Here is a 13,701-nt window from a genome sequence, read left to right as displayed (position 1 = left end):
TCAGTTGCCGGCCTGGTCCAGCACGCCCCACCGGCGGCGGATCGCCTTGTCCGCCGCGCCGAAGGCGGCGTCCACCAGCAGCCCCACCACCAGGATGACGATCATGATCGCCATCAGTCGGGGCGCCTCGTTGAGCTCCCGGGCGTAGGTGAGCTGCGCGCCGATCGACGTCCGGGTGGCGATGACCACCAGCAGTTCGCCGGCCATCAGGCTGCGCCAGGCGAACGCCCAGCCCTGCTTGAGCCCGGCCACGATGGCGGGCAGCGCGGCCGGCGCGATCACGTACCGGTAGAGGTTGAGGCCGCGGGCGCCGAGGTTGCGGCCCGCCCGCACCAGCAGGGGCGGTACGTAGTCGACGCCGTGGATGACGCCGTTGGCGACCGACGGCGCCGCGCCGAGCACCACCACGAAGAAGATCGCCTGCTCGCTGAGCTGGAAGAGCAGGATGGCCAGCGGGAACCAGGCGATCGACGGCATGGTCTGCAGCGCCGTGATCATCGAGCCGAGCGCGGCCCGCAGCACCGCCACCCGGGCCACGGCCAGGCCGAGCACCAGCCCGACGGCGACCGCGGCGGCGAAGCCCACGGCGGCCCGGCGGCCGGTGGTGGCCAGGCCGTCCCAGAGCGCCGGGCTGACCAGGTAGTGGCCGAGGTCCTCGAACACCGTCCCCGGCCCGGGCAGCGCCCACGGGTCCTTCCACCCGGTCCAGACCACGACCTGCCAGACGGCGATGGCCAGGGCCAGGGCGGCCAGCTTCGGCCACAGCGCCGACCAGGCGCGGCGTACCCGGGACGGCCCGCGCTGGCGGCCGGCGGTCTCGAGGGCGTCCAGGCCGGAGATTTCCGCGTCGGTACGCGCGGATCCGGCGATCGTGTCACTGGCCATGGCGGCCCACCTCCGTACGCAGCCGGTCGGTGACCTCGGCGGCGATGGTCGCGATCTCCGGAGAGTCGATCCGCCGGGGCCGGGGCACGTCGACCCGGGTGGACCAGATGATCCGGCCGGGCCGGCTGGAGAGCAGGATGATCCGGTCGGCGAGCCGGGCCGCCTCCCGGACGTTGTGCGTCACGAAGAGCACGCTCAGCCGGCGCTCGGACCAGATGCGTTCCAGCTCGTCGTGCAGGATGTCCCGGGTCATTGCGTCGAGCGCGCCGAACGGCTCGTCCATCAGCAGCACCGGGGTGTCCAGGGCGAGGGTGCGGGCCAGCGCGACGCGCTGCCGCATGCCGCCGGAGAGCTCGTGCGGGCGCTTCCGGCCGAACTCGGCCAGGTGGACCGTACGCAGCAGGTCGGCCACCTTCGCCCGCCGTTCGTCCCGGGGCAGCCCGCGCAGCTTGAGCGGCACCTCGACGTTGGCCTCGACGGTGAGCCACGGGAACAGGGCCGGCTCCTGGAACATCAGGCCCGGGTTGACCGCCTCGCCGAGCTCGATCTGGCCGCCGCTGGCCCGGTCCAGCCCGGCGACCAGGTTGAGCAGGGTGCTCTTGCCGCATCCGGACGCACCGACCAGGCAGACGAACTCGCCGGGTGCGACGTCCAGCGACACCCCGTCCAGCGCCAGGACGGCCTGCTCGCCCTGGCCGTACACCTTGGTCACCCCGCGCAGCGTGACCGCGCCGGTCGCGCTGCGCGGGGTCGTCGTGGTCGACGTCACGGCTGGGTGACCTCGGGCTTGCCCTGCGCCTTGAGCACCTCGTTGAGGAAGGACAGGTCGTAGAGACCGTTGAGGTCGACCGGCTGGGTCAGCTCGACGGCGACCGCGTGGTCCAGGCCGGTCTTCAGCGAGGTGGCGATCGGGTCGTTGGTGAACTCCAGGGTGGGCCAGGCCTGCTTGATCAGCTTGACGTCCAGCGGCTTGCCGGTGATCTTGCCGATGTGGTCGGAGATGGCCTGCTGCGCCTCGTCCGGCTTGCCGTTGACGAACTCGTTCGCCGCGACCTGCCCCTCCACCAGCTTCTTCACCACGTCGGGGTGGGCCTTGAGGAACTTGGTGCTGACCAGCAGGTTGGTGATGACGAACTTCCGGTCCGGCCAGAGGTCGCGCTCGTCCACCAGCACCTTGCCGCCGGCGTTGACGAGCCGGGAGACGTACGGCTCCGGCACCCAGGCACCGTCGATCGCGCCGCTGGCGAAGGTGTCCACTGTCTGCGCGTTCTCCTGGGGGACCACCTTGACGTCGCCGCCGCCCTCCTTGGTGGTGTTGAGGCCCTTCTCCCGCAGCCAGTAGCGCAGCGCCACGTCCTGGGTGTTGCCGAGCTGCGGCGTGGCGATCTTCTTGCCGCGCAGCTGCTCGACCGAGGTGATGTCCGGCTTGACCACCAGCGCGACGCCGCCGGAGGCGGCGCCGGAGACGACCCGGACCGCCTCACCCTTGGACTTCGAGAAGGCGTTCACGGTCGGGTTCGGGCCGATGTACGTGGCGTCGAGCGCGCCGGAGAAGACCGCCTCGGTGGCCGCCGGGCCGGCGTTGAAGGTCTTGGTCTCCAGCGTGACGTCGCTGCCGAGCTTCTCCTTGAAGATCCCCTTTTCCACGCCGACCACGGCGGGCGCGTGGGTGATGTTGGGGAAGTAGCCGAGGCGCAGGGTCACCGGACCGGACGTGCCGGCCGCGTCGTCGGTGCCGCCGCAGGCCGCCGTGGTGCCCAGGGTGGCCGCGCCGACCACGGCGAGGGTGGCCAGGGAGACCAGCCGACGGAAGGGGAGCCGTCTCATCGTGTGTCCAATCCACAGTATTCCTACTTGATTGGTAGGAAGAGTGGGGCAGGCTGGAGTCGGCGTCAAGACCCATCCACGATCCGGGACGGGCGACCTGGATATTCTCGGTAATTCCCACCTGTTCGGTGGAGTAAGCGATGCCGGTCGGCCCACCACCGGAACGACCGTCCAGGGCGCGGGGCCACACCGGCGGTGCGGCCGGTGCCGACGCGTTAGGGTCGATCTCGTGCCGACGCGGAGAACGAAAATTCCAGCGACGAAGTACCCGGTCGAGCGGTTCAGCCTCGACAACGGCCTGCGGGTGGTGCTCACCCCCGACCGCAGCGCCCCGGTGATCGGGGTGGCGGTGGTCTACGACGTCGGCATCCGGTCCGAGCCGGAGGGACGCACCGGCTTCGCCCACCTCTTCGAGCACCTGATGTTCCAGGGCTCGGAGAACCTGGAGAAGCTGGCCCACTTCCGGCACGTCCAGGGCGCCGGCGGCACCTTCAACGGCTCCACGCACCTGGACTACACCGACTACTTCGAGACGCTGCCCAGCAACGCCCTGGAACGGGCGCTCTTCCTGGAGGCCGACCGGATGCGCGGCCCCCGGCTGACCGAGGAGAACCTGCGCAACCAGGTCGACGTGGTCAAGGAGGAGATCCGGGTCAACGTGCTCAACCGGCCGTACGGCGGGTTTCCCTGGCTGACCCTGCCGCCGGTGATGTTCGACACCTTCCCCAACGCACACGACGGCTACGGCTCCTTCGACGACCTGGAGTCGGCCACCGTGGCGGACGCCGCCGACTTCTTCCGGCGCTACTACGCCAGCGGCAACGCCGTGCTGGCGGTCAGCGGGGACATCGACGTGGCCGAGGCGACGGAGCTGATCGAGCGGCACTTCGGGGACGTGCCCGCCCGCCCCGCCCCGGCGCGGCCCGACTTCGCCGAGCCCGACCTGACCGCCGAGCGGCGCCGGTCGTACACCGACAAGCTGGCCCCGCTGCCGGCGGTGGCCGGCGCCTGGCGGGTGCCCGACCCGGTGACCGACTTCGCCGGCTACCTGCCGTACGTGGTGCTGGCCGAGGTGCTCACCGACGGCGACGCGTCCCGGCTGGTCGAACGGCTGGTCCAGCGGGACCGCACGGTCACCAGCCTCGGCGGCTACCTCGGCTTCATGGGCGACCCGTTCGACGTGCGGGACCCAACGGCGCTGCTGCTCCAGGCACACCTGCCGCCCGGGGGCGACGTGGACAAGGTGCTGCGCACCATCGACGAGGAATTGGACCGGCTCGCCACCGACGGGCTGACCGAGGGAGAGCTGGCGCGTACCCAGGCCCGGATGGCCACCCATCTGCTAAGGGACACCGACGCGGTGCTCGGCCGGGCGCTGCGGATGGCCGTCCTCGAACAGCAACGCGGCGAGCCGGGCCTGCTCAACGAGCTGCCCCGGCTGGTCGGCGAGGTGACCGAGGAACAGCTCCTCGCCGCCGCCGCCACCCTGCGGCCGGAGCGCCGCGCGTCCATCGAGGTCATCGCCGGAGGTGCCCGGTGAGCGCGAGGAGTGAGCCGGGTTTGCGAGCCCCGCAGTCGCGAACGGAGGAAGGCCAGTGACGGCAACCATGGAGACCGGGACCCGGCCGCTGCCGCCGCTCGGACCGAACCGCCGGCTCAAGCTGCCGAAGCAGGCCGAGCGCACGCTCGCCAACGGGCTCACCGTGATCGCGGTACGCCGCCCCGCGGTCCCGCTGGTCGAGCTGCGGCTCTGGATGCCGGCCGGGCGTACCCACCTGGCCCGGGGCGCGACGCTGGCCCAGACCATCCTCTCCGGCACGGCGACCCTCACCGCGACGCAGATCGCCGCCGAGCTGCAGAAGGTCGGCGGTGGGCTGTCCGCCGGGATCGACCCGGACCGGCTGATGCTCTCCGGGGCGAGCCTGGTCACCGGCCTGGACCGGATGCTGGAGATCCTCGCCGACGTGCTGGCCGGGGCCACCTACCCGGGTGACTGGGTGGAGACCGAGCGGGACCGGCTGGTCGACCGGATCCAGGTCGCCCAGAGCCAACCCGCCCACCTGGCCCGGACCGCGCTGCTCAAGCGGGTCTACGGCAAGCACCCGTACGCGGTCCAGACCCCGGAGCCCGACCAGGTGCGCGCGGTCCGTCCGCCCGCCCTGCGGCGGTTGCACGCGGACCGGGTGCATCCGGCCGGTGCGGTGCTGGTGCTGGTCGGTGACGTGCAGCCGGAGCGGGCCCTGGACGCCGCCGAGCAGGCACTGTCCGGGTGGAACGGTGCCGGGGGCGACGGGGGCGCCGAGGAGCTGCCGCCGGCCCCGCCGCTGGAGCCCGGCCCGCTGCTGCTGGTCGACCGCCCCGGCTCGGTCCAGTCGTCGCTCCGGATCGCCCTGCCGGCGGTGCCCCGCACGCACCCGGACCACGCCGCGCTGCAACTGGCCAACCTGGTCTTCGGCGGCTACTTCTCCTCCCGCTGGGTGGAGAACATCCGGGAGGACAAGGGCTACACGTACGGGCCGCACTCGCTGGTCGAGCACTCGGTGGCCGGGTCGGTGCTGATCGCCGCCGCCGAGGTGGCCACCGAGGTGACGGCCCCCGCCCTGCTGGAGACCGGGTACGAGCTGGGCCGGCTGGCGTCGCTGCCGCCGAAGCCCGAGGAGCTGGAGCAGGCCCGCCAGTACGCGCTCGGCACGCTCCAGCTCGGCATGTCCACCCAGGCCGGACTGGCGTCGCTGACCAGCGCGTACGCCGGCAACGGGCTGCGCCTGGACTTCCTCGCCGAGCACGCCGCCCGGCTCGCTAAGGCGACCGTGGACGACGTGGCGGAGGTGGCGGCGTGCTACCTCGCCCCGGCGAAGGCGGTCACCGTGGTGCTCGGTGACGCGGAGCGGATCGCGGATTCGCTGGCCACGCTCGGGCCGGTGCGGACGGAGTCGGCGTGAGCGAGCCGGGCGAGCGAACCAGTCGGCTCAGCACCGGGGCGTGTCGCGCGTGACCGGCGAGGCCGGCCCGCCGCTGGCCCGGTCCACGCTGGACCGGGCCGCGCACCGGCGTACCGACCCGGACTGGCTCGCTGAGGCGTGGGAGCGGGCCCGGGTGCTGGTGCTGGACTCGGCCGACGACGGGCGGGCACTGGTCCGCGGCGCGTCGGCTGCGCCGGAGTTGGTGCTGGTCGGCCCCGCCGAGCTGCCCGACGTGCCCCGGTCGGTGCCGATGTTCCTCGGCGTCGAGCCCGACGGCGTGCCGGTCTTCGCGGTGGACGCGCCGCTGCCGGAGCTGCCGGACACCCGGCGGGTCAACCTGCGCGAGGTGGGGCACCTCCTGGCCGACCGGGACGCGGGCCTCTTCACCACCGCCCTCGCCCTGCTGAACTGGCACGTCCGGCACGGCCACTCGTCGATCACCGGGCAGCCGACGCAGGTCGACGAGGCCGGCTGGTCCCGGGTGGACCCGGGTGGCGAGCGGGTCTGGCCGCGTACCGATCCAGCCATGATCGTGCTGGTCCACGACGGGGTGGCCGGCCCGGAGGGGCGATGCCTGCTCGGCAACAACGCCGCCTGGGCACGCACCCCCGGCGAGCGCCGCTTCTCCTGCCTGGCCGGCTACGTCGAGCCCGGGGAGTCGGCCGAGGCCGCCGTGCTCCGCGAGGTCCGCGAGGAGGTCGGCGTCGGGGTCGAGGAGATCACGTACGCGGGCAGCCAGTCCTGGCCGTTCCCGGGCTCGCTGATGCTCGGTTTCCTGGCCCGCGCCGACGCCGACGAGCCGGTCCGGGTGGACCCGGCCGAGATCGCCTACGCGCGCTGGTTCACCCGGCGGGAGATCGGCGCCGCGCTGGCCGGGGAGGCGGTCGACGTCGACGGCCACCGGCTGGCCCTCCCGCCACCCTCCTCCATCGCCCTGTTCCTGATCCACCGCTGGCTCGAGGGCCACTGCTGAGTGGTCGGGCCGCCGCGACCTGACCGACGTGGCGGTGGGGCATCGCCACCTCGCCGGCGTGGCGGGGTTGCGGCGAGCGGGATACCGCCACTTCGCCGACCTGGCGTTGATCAGCGGCAGACGCGGCCCCGGCCCGTGACCGTCGTTGCCGCGGCGGTCACGGGCCGGGAACACGGGCCGTCGTGGCCGGGTGAGGCACGGAACGCGGCGGGGGAGCCGGTCCGACCACGACGGACGTCAGGTCAGGTGCTCGTGGTGTCCCATCGGTACGGGTGTGCCGGGGCCGGGTCCTCGATCGGGAGCACCTTCACCCGGTGCCGCCCGGCGCGTACCGCTCCGACGGACGCCAGTGCCCGGGCCAGCAGCAGGGCGGCGTCCCGGTCCTCGGCGTGGACGACCTGGCGGCGCGGCTCCGGCGCGGTGGTCTCGTCCCGCAGCCGGCCACCGCCGGCCCAGGCGGCCGCGATGTCGATGTCGGCGGCGGCTCGGATCTCGGTGCGGACGATCAGAAACCGCATGGGTGTCCCCCGGATACGGATGGACGGATACGCAATGGAACTTCCACGTCACTCATTCGACATGTTACGCCTGGCGCTCGTCTCAGCAAGTGAAACCCGACTGTCGTTCGCGCACGCCGACCGATCGGCTGACCCCAGGTCAGCACGGTTGTCGGGCGGACGGTGACGTCGGCCCGGGGTGACGTGGCCGGGTGGACAGGCGGCGGGGCCGCCGGCGCGACGCCGACGGCCCCTGGTGTTCGGTGGATCAGTTCAACGAGAACTGCCCGTTCTTCGCGCCGGCGATGAAGCCCAGCCAGCCGGCCCGGTTGAACAGCAGCACGGGCCCGCTCCGGTCCTTGCTGTCCCGCAGCGCCACCGCCGCCGGCCCGGTACGCAGCGGCGCGACCTCCACGCAGTTCGAGGTCTGGCTCCGGGTGCTCTTGCGCCAGGCGGCGCCGACGAGCTGCGGCGCGAGGTCGGACGAGTTGTTGCGGATCTCGTTCATGGTTCTGCTCCTGGTCTGGAGTGCTCCGATGGGGACGAGTGGCGCCGCAGGCCGGACGGCGCGGTCCCCGTGGATCACCGGTCCGTCGCCAGGCGCCCCGGGTCGCGGCGGCGCTGGGCCGGCGCCGTTGCCGGCCCGAACGCCACTGTGGACTCGGCCGCCGTATCGGTCAGCCGTCCCGTCGCCTCGATGAGCCAGGAGAGGGTGTCCGATGCGGAGAGCGCCGCCGAGCATAGCCACTCGAACACCACTTTATAGCGATTTAGGGTGTTTACCTCGGTCGACATGACGTCGGTGAACCCACCTTCGATGGCCAGCGTCTCCGGATCGAGCGGATCGGCGAACCGGTAGACCGAGAAGGCGGTCGGTGGGAGGTACCAGTCGCCGACCCGGGTGTCGCGCAGCAGCAGACGCAGCGTCACGTTCGGCAGCATGGCCAGCTCGCAGAGGTGGACGATCTGCTCGTGCAGCACCTCGGGTGGGCCGGCCCGGCGGCCGAGGGCGGCCTCCTCGAGGACGGCGGTGTAGCGGGGCGCATCGGGGGAGCGGGTCAGCAGCGACTGGCGGGCCTGCCGGGCGCGTACCTCGGTGTCCGGGTCCTCGGTGTCCGGGTCGCCGGCCTCCGCCGCCACCTGGGTCGCCGAGAGGATCCGGTGCCGGGCGTACCCGGGGGTCTGCAGCAGCCCGGGCACCAGCACCGGGTTGTACTCGGAGATCTCCGCGCAGCCCGCCTCCAGCTCGGCGAAGCCGCGCTGCTGCTGGGTCATCACCGGGAAGTTCCGCAGCCAGCCGCGCATGTCGCCGGCCTCGTGGGTGATCCCCAGCAGTTCCTCGCGCAACTCGTCATCGGCGCCGTAGAGAGCCAGCAGGATGTCGACGTCGTCCGGGTCGGGGCGGCTGCGTCCGTTCTCCAGGCGGGACAGCTTGGACGCGGAGGCCCAGTCGATCCGCTCGATGACCTGGTCCCCGGTGAGGCCGGCCTGCTCACGCAGCCGGCGCAACTCGGTGCCGAGCCTGCGACGGCGCAGGATCGGGCCTGGTGCGGCAGGAGGCACGATGCCCTCTTTCCGTCGACCGTCGCGGGGCGCGACGGTAACTGTATGGAATTCGCCCCCCACGGCCAGTATGGACGCCGCGGCCGGTGCCGGAGGTTCCGGCGAGGGCGTGTCTTGCGACAAAAAGAGGACCGTGGAGGTGGTCCGACCGGCCCGGACGAGGACGTCCAAGGCCCGGCACCCACCCCCGTCGCGCCTTCGGGCGCACCCCCGCCGGAGGAACCTGATGCGCACCGTCCTGGGCCGCCCCGACTTCCGCCTGCTCTTCGTCGCCGTGCTGGCCAGCATGGCGGCCGAGTCGATCCTGCTGCTGGCCCTCGCCGTCTGGGTGAAGGACCTGACCGGCTCGGACGGCATGGCCGGCGCGACCATCTTCGCGATCATCGCCCCGATGACGCTGGCGCCGCTGGTCGGCTGGTTCGTCGACCGGTACCGTCGCCGGCCCTTCTTCGTGGCCGCCAACCTGGGCGCGGCGGTGCTGCTCACCCCGCTCTTCGCGGTCCGGGGCCAGGCCGACGTGTGGGTCATCTACGTGGTTGCGGCGCTCTACGGCCTGTCGTACATCACGTTGACCGCGGTGCTGAGCGGGCTGATCCGGCACCTTGTGCCGAGCGAACTGCTGGCCGACGCGAACGCGGTGCTGCAGACCGTCCGGCAGGGCCTCCGGCTGGTCGGCCCGCTGGCCGGGGCCGGGCTGTACGCCGCGGTCGGCGGTTGGCTGCTGGCCGCGCTCGCCATGGCCGGCTTCCTGACCGCCGCGGCCGTCGTCGGCCTGCTCCGGGTGACCGAGACCCCGCCCTCCGGGGCCGACCTGCGTTGGCCGGCCGAGCTGGGTGCCGGGCTGCGGCACCTGGCCGGCGAGCCGGCGCTGCGCCGGGCCCTGCTCGGCTACGGGCTGGGTTCGCTGGTGATGGGCTTCACCGAGTCGCTGATCTTCGCGTACGTGGACCAGGGGCTGCGCCGGGAGGTCGCCTTCGTCGGCGTGCTCGTCACCGTGCAGGGGGTCGGCGGGCTGGTCGGCGCGCTCCTCTCGGCGACCGTGGTACGCCGGACCGGCGAGGTGGGGGCGCTCGCCGCCGGGGTAACCCTCTTCGGGCCGGCCGCGCTGGCGCTGGCGTACCCCCGGCTCTGGCTGGGCGTGGTGGCGCTGCTGCTGGCCGGGTTGTCGCTGCCGCTGACCATGGTCGGGCTCAACACGCTGGTCCAGCGACGTACCCCGCCGGCCCTGCTCGGTCGGGTCGCCGCCGCCTCGGAGGCGCTGGTCAGCGGCCCGCAGGCGGTCTCCATCGGGGCCGGTGCGCTGCTCGTCGGCGTCCTCGACTACCGCCTGCTCTTCGCCCTGGTCGGGATGATCACCATGGCCGCCGGCGCCTACCTCTGGCACGCCCGCCACCTCAGCCCACCCCCGCCGTCAGCGCCCGCCCGCATCCCCGCCCCGCGCCGCCCGCCGCCGTCCGTTGATCATGAGGTTGCCGTGGCGACACGCCGATCCCGAGGCCGCTAACCTCATGATCATCGACGCTCGGCGCGGACGCGGAAGAGCGGCCGGCCCGGGTGGGGCGGCCGCTCTTCCGCGTTTGGGTGGGTCAGGCGGAGGTGGTGGCGAGGTGCTGCTTGACCTGGGTGATGGAGGGGTTGGTGAGCGCGCTGCCGTCGGCGAAGCGCAGGGTCGGGACGGTCTGGTTGCCGCCGTTGACGCTCATCACGAACTCGGCGGCCTTCGCGTCCTGCTCGATGTCGACCACCTCGTACGCGATGCCCTCCCGGTCGAGCTGCGACTTCAGCCGGTGGCAGTAGCCGCACCACGGGGTGGAATACATCGTCAACATGGTCAGCTCCTCCAAGGGGTGGCGCGCCCGGTCCAGTCAGGCCAGGCTAATCGCTGCAACATCGCCGGAGGCTGGAATGATTCCTGGCTGTGGCGGTTCACTCAACGGCGGAACGGGTGCTGGCCGGGCTGGATCCGGAGCAGCGGTCCGCGGTGACCGCCCCGGCCGGCCCGGTCTGCATCCTGGCCGGGGCCGGCACCGGCAAGACCCGGGCGGTGACCTCCCGGATCGCGCACCGCGCGCTCACCGGTGACATCGCCGCCCGGCACGTGCTGGCGGTCACCTTCACCGCCCGCGCCGCCGCCGAGATGAGGGCCCGGCTCACCGGCCTGGGCGTGGGCGGCGTCCAGGCGCGAACCTTCCACGCGGCGGCGCTGCGCCAGGTCCGCTACTTCGCGCCCCGGCTGCTAGAGGGCCGGGCCATGCCGGAGTTGCTGGACAGCAAGGTCCGGGTGGTCACCCTGGCCGCCGCCAAGGTCGGCCTGCGCGCCGACCGGACCGCCGCCCGCGACCTCGCCGGCGAGATCGAGTGGGCCAAGTCGTCCCTGGTCGAGCCGGGCGAGTACGTGGTGGCCGCGGCCAAGGCGCTGCGCGAGACCCCGTACGAGCCGGCGAAGGTGGCCGAGGTCTTCGCCGCGTACGAGCGGCTCAAGCGCGGCAACGGGGTGATCGACTTCGAGGACCTGCTGCGCGCCGCCGTCTGGGGGATCGAGGAGCACGCCGACGTCGCCGAGCAGGTCCGCGGCCAGTACCGGCACTTCGTCGTCGACGAGTACCAGGACGTGAACCCGCTCCAGCAACGGCTGCTGGAGGCGTGGCTCGGCGGCCGGGACGACCTCACCGTGGTCGGCGACGCCAGCCAGACCATCTACTCGTTCACCGGGGCGACCTCGTCGTACCTGGTCGACTTCCCGCGCCACCACCGGACCGCCACGGTGGTCCGGCTGGTCCGCGACTACCGCTCCACCCCGCAGGTGGTCGGGCTGGCCAACGCGGTGATCTCGCAGGCCCGGGGTGCCGAGGCCCGGCTGCGGCTGGAACTGCACGGCCAGCGCTCGCCGGGCCCCGAACCCGACTTGCGGATCTTCACCGACGAACCGGCCGAGGCCAACGCGGTCGCCGCCCGCTGCCGGGCGCTGATCGCCGGCGGCACCCCGGCCCGGGAGATCGCGGTGCTGTTCCGCACCAACGCGCAGTCCGAGGCGTACGAGAAGGCGCTCACCGAGGCGCAGGTGCCGTACGTGGTGCAGGGGGCCGAGCGGTTCTTCGAGCGGCCCGAGGTCCGACAGGCGATGGTGGCGCTGCGCGCCGCCACCCGGTCGATCCCGGGGGAGACCCCGCTGCCGGCCGCCGTGGTGGAAGGGCTCGCCGCGGTGGGCTGGGCGCCCGACGCGCCCCCGGCCGGCGGTGCCGCGCGTGAGCGGTGGGAGGCGCTCGCCGCCCTGGTCCAACTCGCCGAGGAGTACGCGGCGACCCCCGAGGTGGTGCCGATCGGCGAGGCCGCCGCCATCGAGCGCCCGGTGACCCTGGCCGACTTCACCGAGGAACTGGCCCGGCGGGCGGCCCAGCAGCACGTACCCACCGTGGACGGGGTGACGCTCGCCTCCCTGCACTCCGCCAAGGGGCTGGAGTGGGACGCCGTTTTCCTGGTCGGGCTCGCCGAGGGCACCCTCCCCACCACGTACGCGAAGACCCCGGAGCAGGTCGAGGAGGAGCGGCGGCTGCTCTACGTCGGGATCACCCGGGCCCGGGAGTGGCTCTGGTTGTCGTACGCCGCCGCCCGCTCGCCGGGCGGTCGGGCCCGGCGGCCCTGCCGGTTCCTGCCGCAGCTCGACCGCTCGGGGGGTACCGAGCGGGCCGGCGCCGGCGCGGCCCGACGCACCGAGCGGCGGCGCGCCCAGGTGGTCTCCTGCCGGATCTGCGGCGCCACCCTGCTCGCCGGGGCGGACCGCAAGCTGGGCCGCTGCCCCACCTGCCCATCCGACCTGGACCAGGAACTGTACGAGCGGCTGCGCGAGTGGCGGCAGCGGGTGGCCGAGGCGCAGAAGGTGCCGGCGTACGTCGTCTTCACCGACGCCACGCTCACCGCGCTGGCCGAACGGCGGCCGGGGCGCAGCGAGGAACTGATCGCGATCGCCGGGATCGGCCCCCGCAAACTGGGACTTTACGGCGATGCGGTGCTGGCCCTGGTGGGGGGCGCAACGGTGGACGACGTCTGCCCGCAGAAAAGTTTCGAAATCTAGCCGTAAATCGTTTGCCCTCGCCCCGAGGCGAGGAATAGCCTCAGGACACACCTCGCGAGCGGCGCCATTCCGGCTGCTCACGGGGGATGAGTCCATGGTCGGCACGAGGAAAGTCAGGGAGGTGGCATCAATGGAGACCTACATCTACGAGCGTCCGCTGGCGATGCCAGCTGCCTGCGCTCCGCTGTCGGCTGTCCGGGTGGCCCTTGCCGCTCGACCGTCGGTCCCGCAGGTGCACCAGGTCCAGGTTCAGGCCGAGCTGAACCTGACCGTTGCGCCGCTCGCGGGGACCGAGGGGACCAGTGGCTTCACGGGCATGGGCATCGATGGCGCCAAGAAGCGCACGGATGTCCGCGGTGTTCCACCTCGAGGTAGACCGGTCTGATCCATCAGACCACCGGCTCACCTCGAGGCCGCGGAACCCGCACAAGGGATCCGCGGCCTCAGTGTTTTTGCACCGCCGAAGTACGTCGGAAATGCGATCCACGAGATCGAAGTGAGAGAGAGGTGACCGGAGGATGAGTCTGGCGTTGGCCCCGCTCGACGTGAGCGTCGAGGTGGAGGCGAACCTGCCCTGCCGGAAGTTCGACCCCGACCTGTGGTTCTCCGACTCGCCCACCGAGCTCGAGCTGGCCAAGTCGCTCTGCGGGGACTGCCCGCTGCGCGTCGAGTGCCTCGCGGGTGCGGTGGAGCGGGCCGAGCCCTGGGGCGTCTGGGGCGGCGAGATCTTCGAGCGTGGCGCGGTCGTCCCGCGCAAGCGGCCCCGTGGCCGTCCGCGCAAGGAGGACCTCGCCCGCGACGCGCAGCTCCGGGTCGAGGCCGAGGCGCGACTGGCGGCCAGTGGGCTGACCGAGTCGCGTAACGCGGTCCGGCTGGCGGCCTGACACACCCCGTTCCACACGTCCCGCCGGTGAGCCCACC

At 72.8% G+C, this 13,701-nt stretch carries 14 protein-coding genes; 7 read left to right on the top strand and 7 right to left on the bottom strand.

The annotated features are described in order from the left end of the window. The 3 genes from A6A27_RS12575 to A6A27_RS12565 are packed head-to-tail and all read right to left on the bottom strand — an operon-like array spanning position 1 to position 2,712. Positions 1 to 885, bottom strand: a complete 885-nt coding sequence (locus A6A27_RS12575; protein ID WP_073834765.1) for an ABC transporter permease — start codon at positions 883 to 885, stop codon at positions 1 to 3. Further along, positions 875 to 1,654 carry an ABC transporter ATP-binding protein gene (locus A6A27_RS12570; RefSeq protein ID WP_073834764.1) on the bottom strand — a complete coding sequence of 260 codons (780 nt, stop codon included), beginning with the start codon at positions 1,652 to 1,654 and terminating at the stop codon, positions 875 to 877. Before A6A27_RS12570 ends, A6A27_RS12575 begins: the two co-directional genes overlap by 11 nt. After that, the gene (locus A6A27_RS12565) at positions 1,651 to 2,712 is read right to left on the bottom strand and encodes an ABC transporter substrate-binding protein (protein WP_073834763.1); all 1,062 of its coding nucleotides are present in this window, start codon (positions 2,710 to 2,712) and stop codon (positions 1,651 to 1,653) included. Before A6A27_RS12565 ends, A6A27_RS12570 begins: the two co-directional genes overlap by 4 nt. Before the next feature lie 229 nt (positions 2,713 to 2,941). On the opposite strand from A6A27_RS12565, the gene A6A27_RS12560 reads away from it, so the two are divergent. The 3 genes from A6A27_RS12560 (at position 2,942) to nudC (ending at position 6,648) form a co-directional block, all read left to right on the top strand. Beyond that, positions 2,942 to 4,252, top strand: a complete 1,311-nt coding sequence (locus A6A27_RS12560; RefSeq protein ID WP_073834762.1) for a M16 family metallopeptidase — start codon at positions 2,942 to 2,944, stop codon at positions 4,250 to 4,252. A 67-nt stretch (positions 4,253 to 4,319) separates the two neighbouring features. Beyond that, positions 4,320 to 5,654: a M16 family metallopeptidase gene (locus A6A27_RS12555; protein WP_083672572.1), complete on the top strand. Its 1,335-nt coding sequence runs from the start codon at positions 4,320 to 4,322 to the stop codon at positions 5,652 to 5,654. Positions 5,655 to 5,703: 49 nt separating this feature from the next. Further along, entirely contained in the window at positions 5,704 to 6,648 is a 945-nt protein-coding gene (nudC, locus tag A6A27_RS12550) for an NAD(+) diphosphatase (RefSeq protein WP_073834760.1), read from the top strand. A 242-nt stretch (positions 6,649 to 6,890) separates the two neighbouring features. Here nudC and A6A27_RS12545 read toward each other — a convergent pair whose 3' ends face one another. The 3 genes from A6A27_RS12545 to A6A27_RS12535 form a co-directional block, all read right to left on the bottom strand. Next, complete coding sequence (locus A6A27_RS12545) at positions 6,891 to 7,166, bottom strand: hypothetical protein (protein WP_073834759.1); 276 nt, start codon at positions 7,164 to 7,166, stop codon at positions 6,891 to 6,893. 247 nt (positions 7,167 to 7,413) lie between these two features. Further along, entirely contained in the window at positions 7,414 to 7,653 is a 240-nt protein-coding gene (locus tag A6A27_RS12540) for a DUF397 domain-containing protein (RefSeq protein WP_073834758.1), read from the bottom strand. A gap of 74 nt (positions 7,654 to 7,727) precedes the next feature. Next, positions 7,728 to 8,708, bottom strand: a complete 981-nt coding sequence (locus A6A27_RS12535; protein WP_073834757.1) for a helix-turn-helix domain-containing protein — start codon at positions 8,706 to 8,708, stop codon at positions 7,728 to 7,730. Between the two features lie 226 nt (positions 8,709 to 8,934). On the opposite strand from A6A27_RS12535, the gene A6A27_RS12530 reads away from it, so the two are divergent. Further along, on the top strand, positions 8,935 to 10,212 hold the full coding sequence (locus tag A6A27_RS12530; RefSeq protein WP_073834756.1) for an MFS transporter: 1,278 nt from the start codon (positions 8,935 to 8,937) through the stop codon (positions 10,210 to 10,212). A gap of 82 nt (positions 10,213 to 10,294) precedes the next feature. Here A6A27_RS12530 and A6A27_RS12525 read toward each other — a convergent pair whose 3' ends face one another. Further along, entirely contained in the window at positions 10,295 to 10,537 is a 243-nt protein-coding gene (locus A6A27_RS12525) for a mycoredoxin (protein ID WP_073834755.1), read from the bottom strand. 89 nt (positions 10,538 to 10,626) lie between these two features. Here A6A27_RS12525 and A6A27_RS12520 point away from each other — a divergent pair, with 89 nt between their 5' ends. The 3 genes from A6A27_RS12520 (at position 10,627) to A6A27_RS12510 (ending at position 13,664) form a co-directional block, all read left to right on the top strand. Next, positions 10,627 to 12,780: an ATP-dependent DNA helicase UvrD2 gene (locus A6A27_RS12520; protein ID WP_073834754.1), complete on the top strand. Its 2,154-nt coding sequence runs from the start codon at positions 10,627 to 10,629 to the stop codon at positions 12,778 to 12,780. A 130-nt stretch (positions 12,781 to 12,910) separates the two neighbouring features. Continuing rightward, positions 12,911 to 13,165: a hypothetical protein gene (locus tag A6A27_RS12515; protein ID WP_073834953.1), complete on the top strand. Its 255-nt coding sequence runs from the start codon at positions 12,911 to 12,913 to the stop codon at positions 13,163 to 13,165. A 133-nt stretch (positions 13,166 to 13,298) separates the two neighbouring features. Next, positions 13,299 to 13,664 (top strand): WhiB family transcriptional regulator, encoded by a 366-nt coding sequence (locus tag A6A27_RS12510; RefSeq protein WP_073834753.1) that lies wholly within the window; start codon positions 13,299 to 13,301, stop codon positions 13,662 to 13,664. The last annotated feature ends 37 nt before the right edge of the window (positions 13,665 to 13,701 follow it).

Source organism: Micromonospora sp. CB01531 (assembly GCF_001905095.1).
Classification (GTDB): Bacteria; Actinomycetota; Actinomycetes; order Mycobacteriales; family Micromonosporaceae; genus Micromonospora.
Note: the sequence above shows the minus strand (reverse complement) of the source record. Positions and strands in the feature narration are given on the sequence as shown.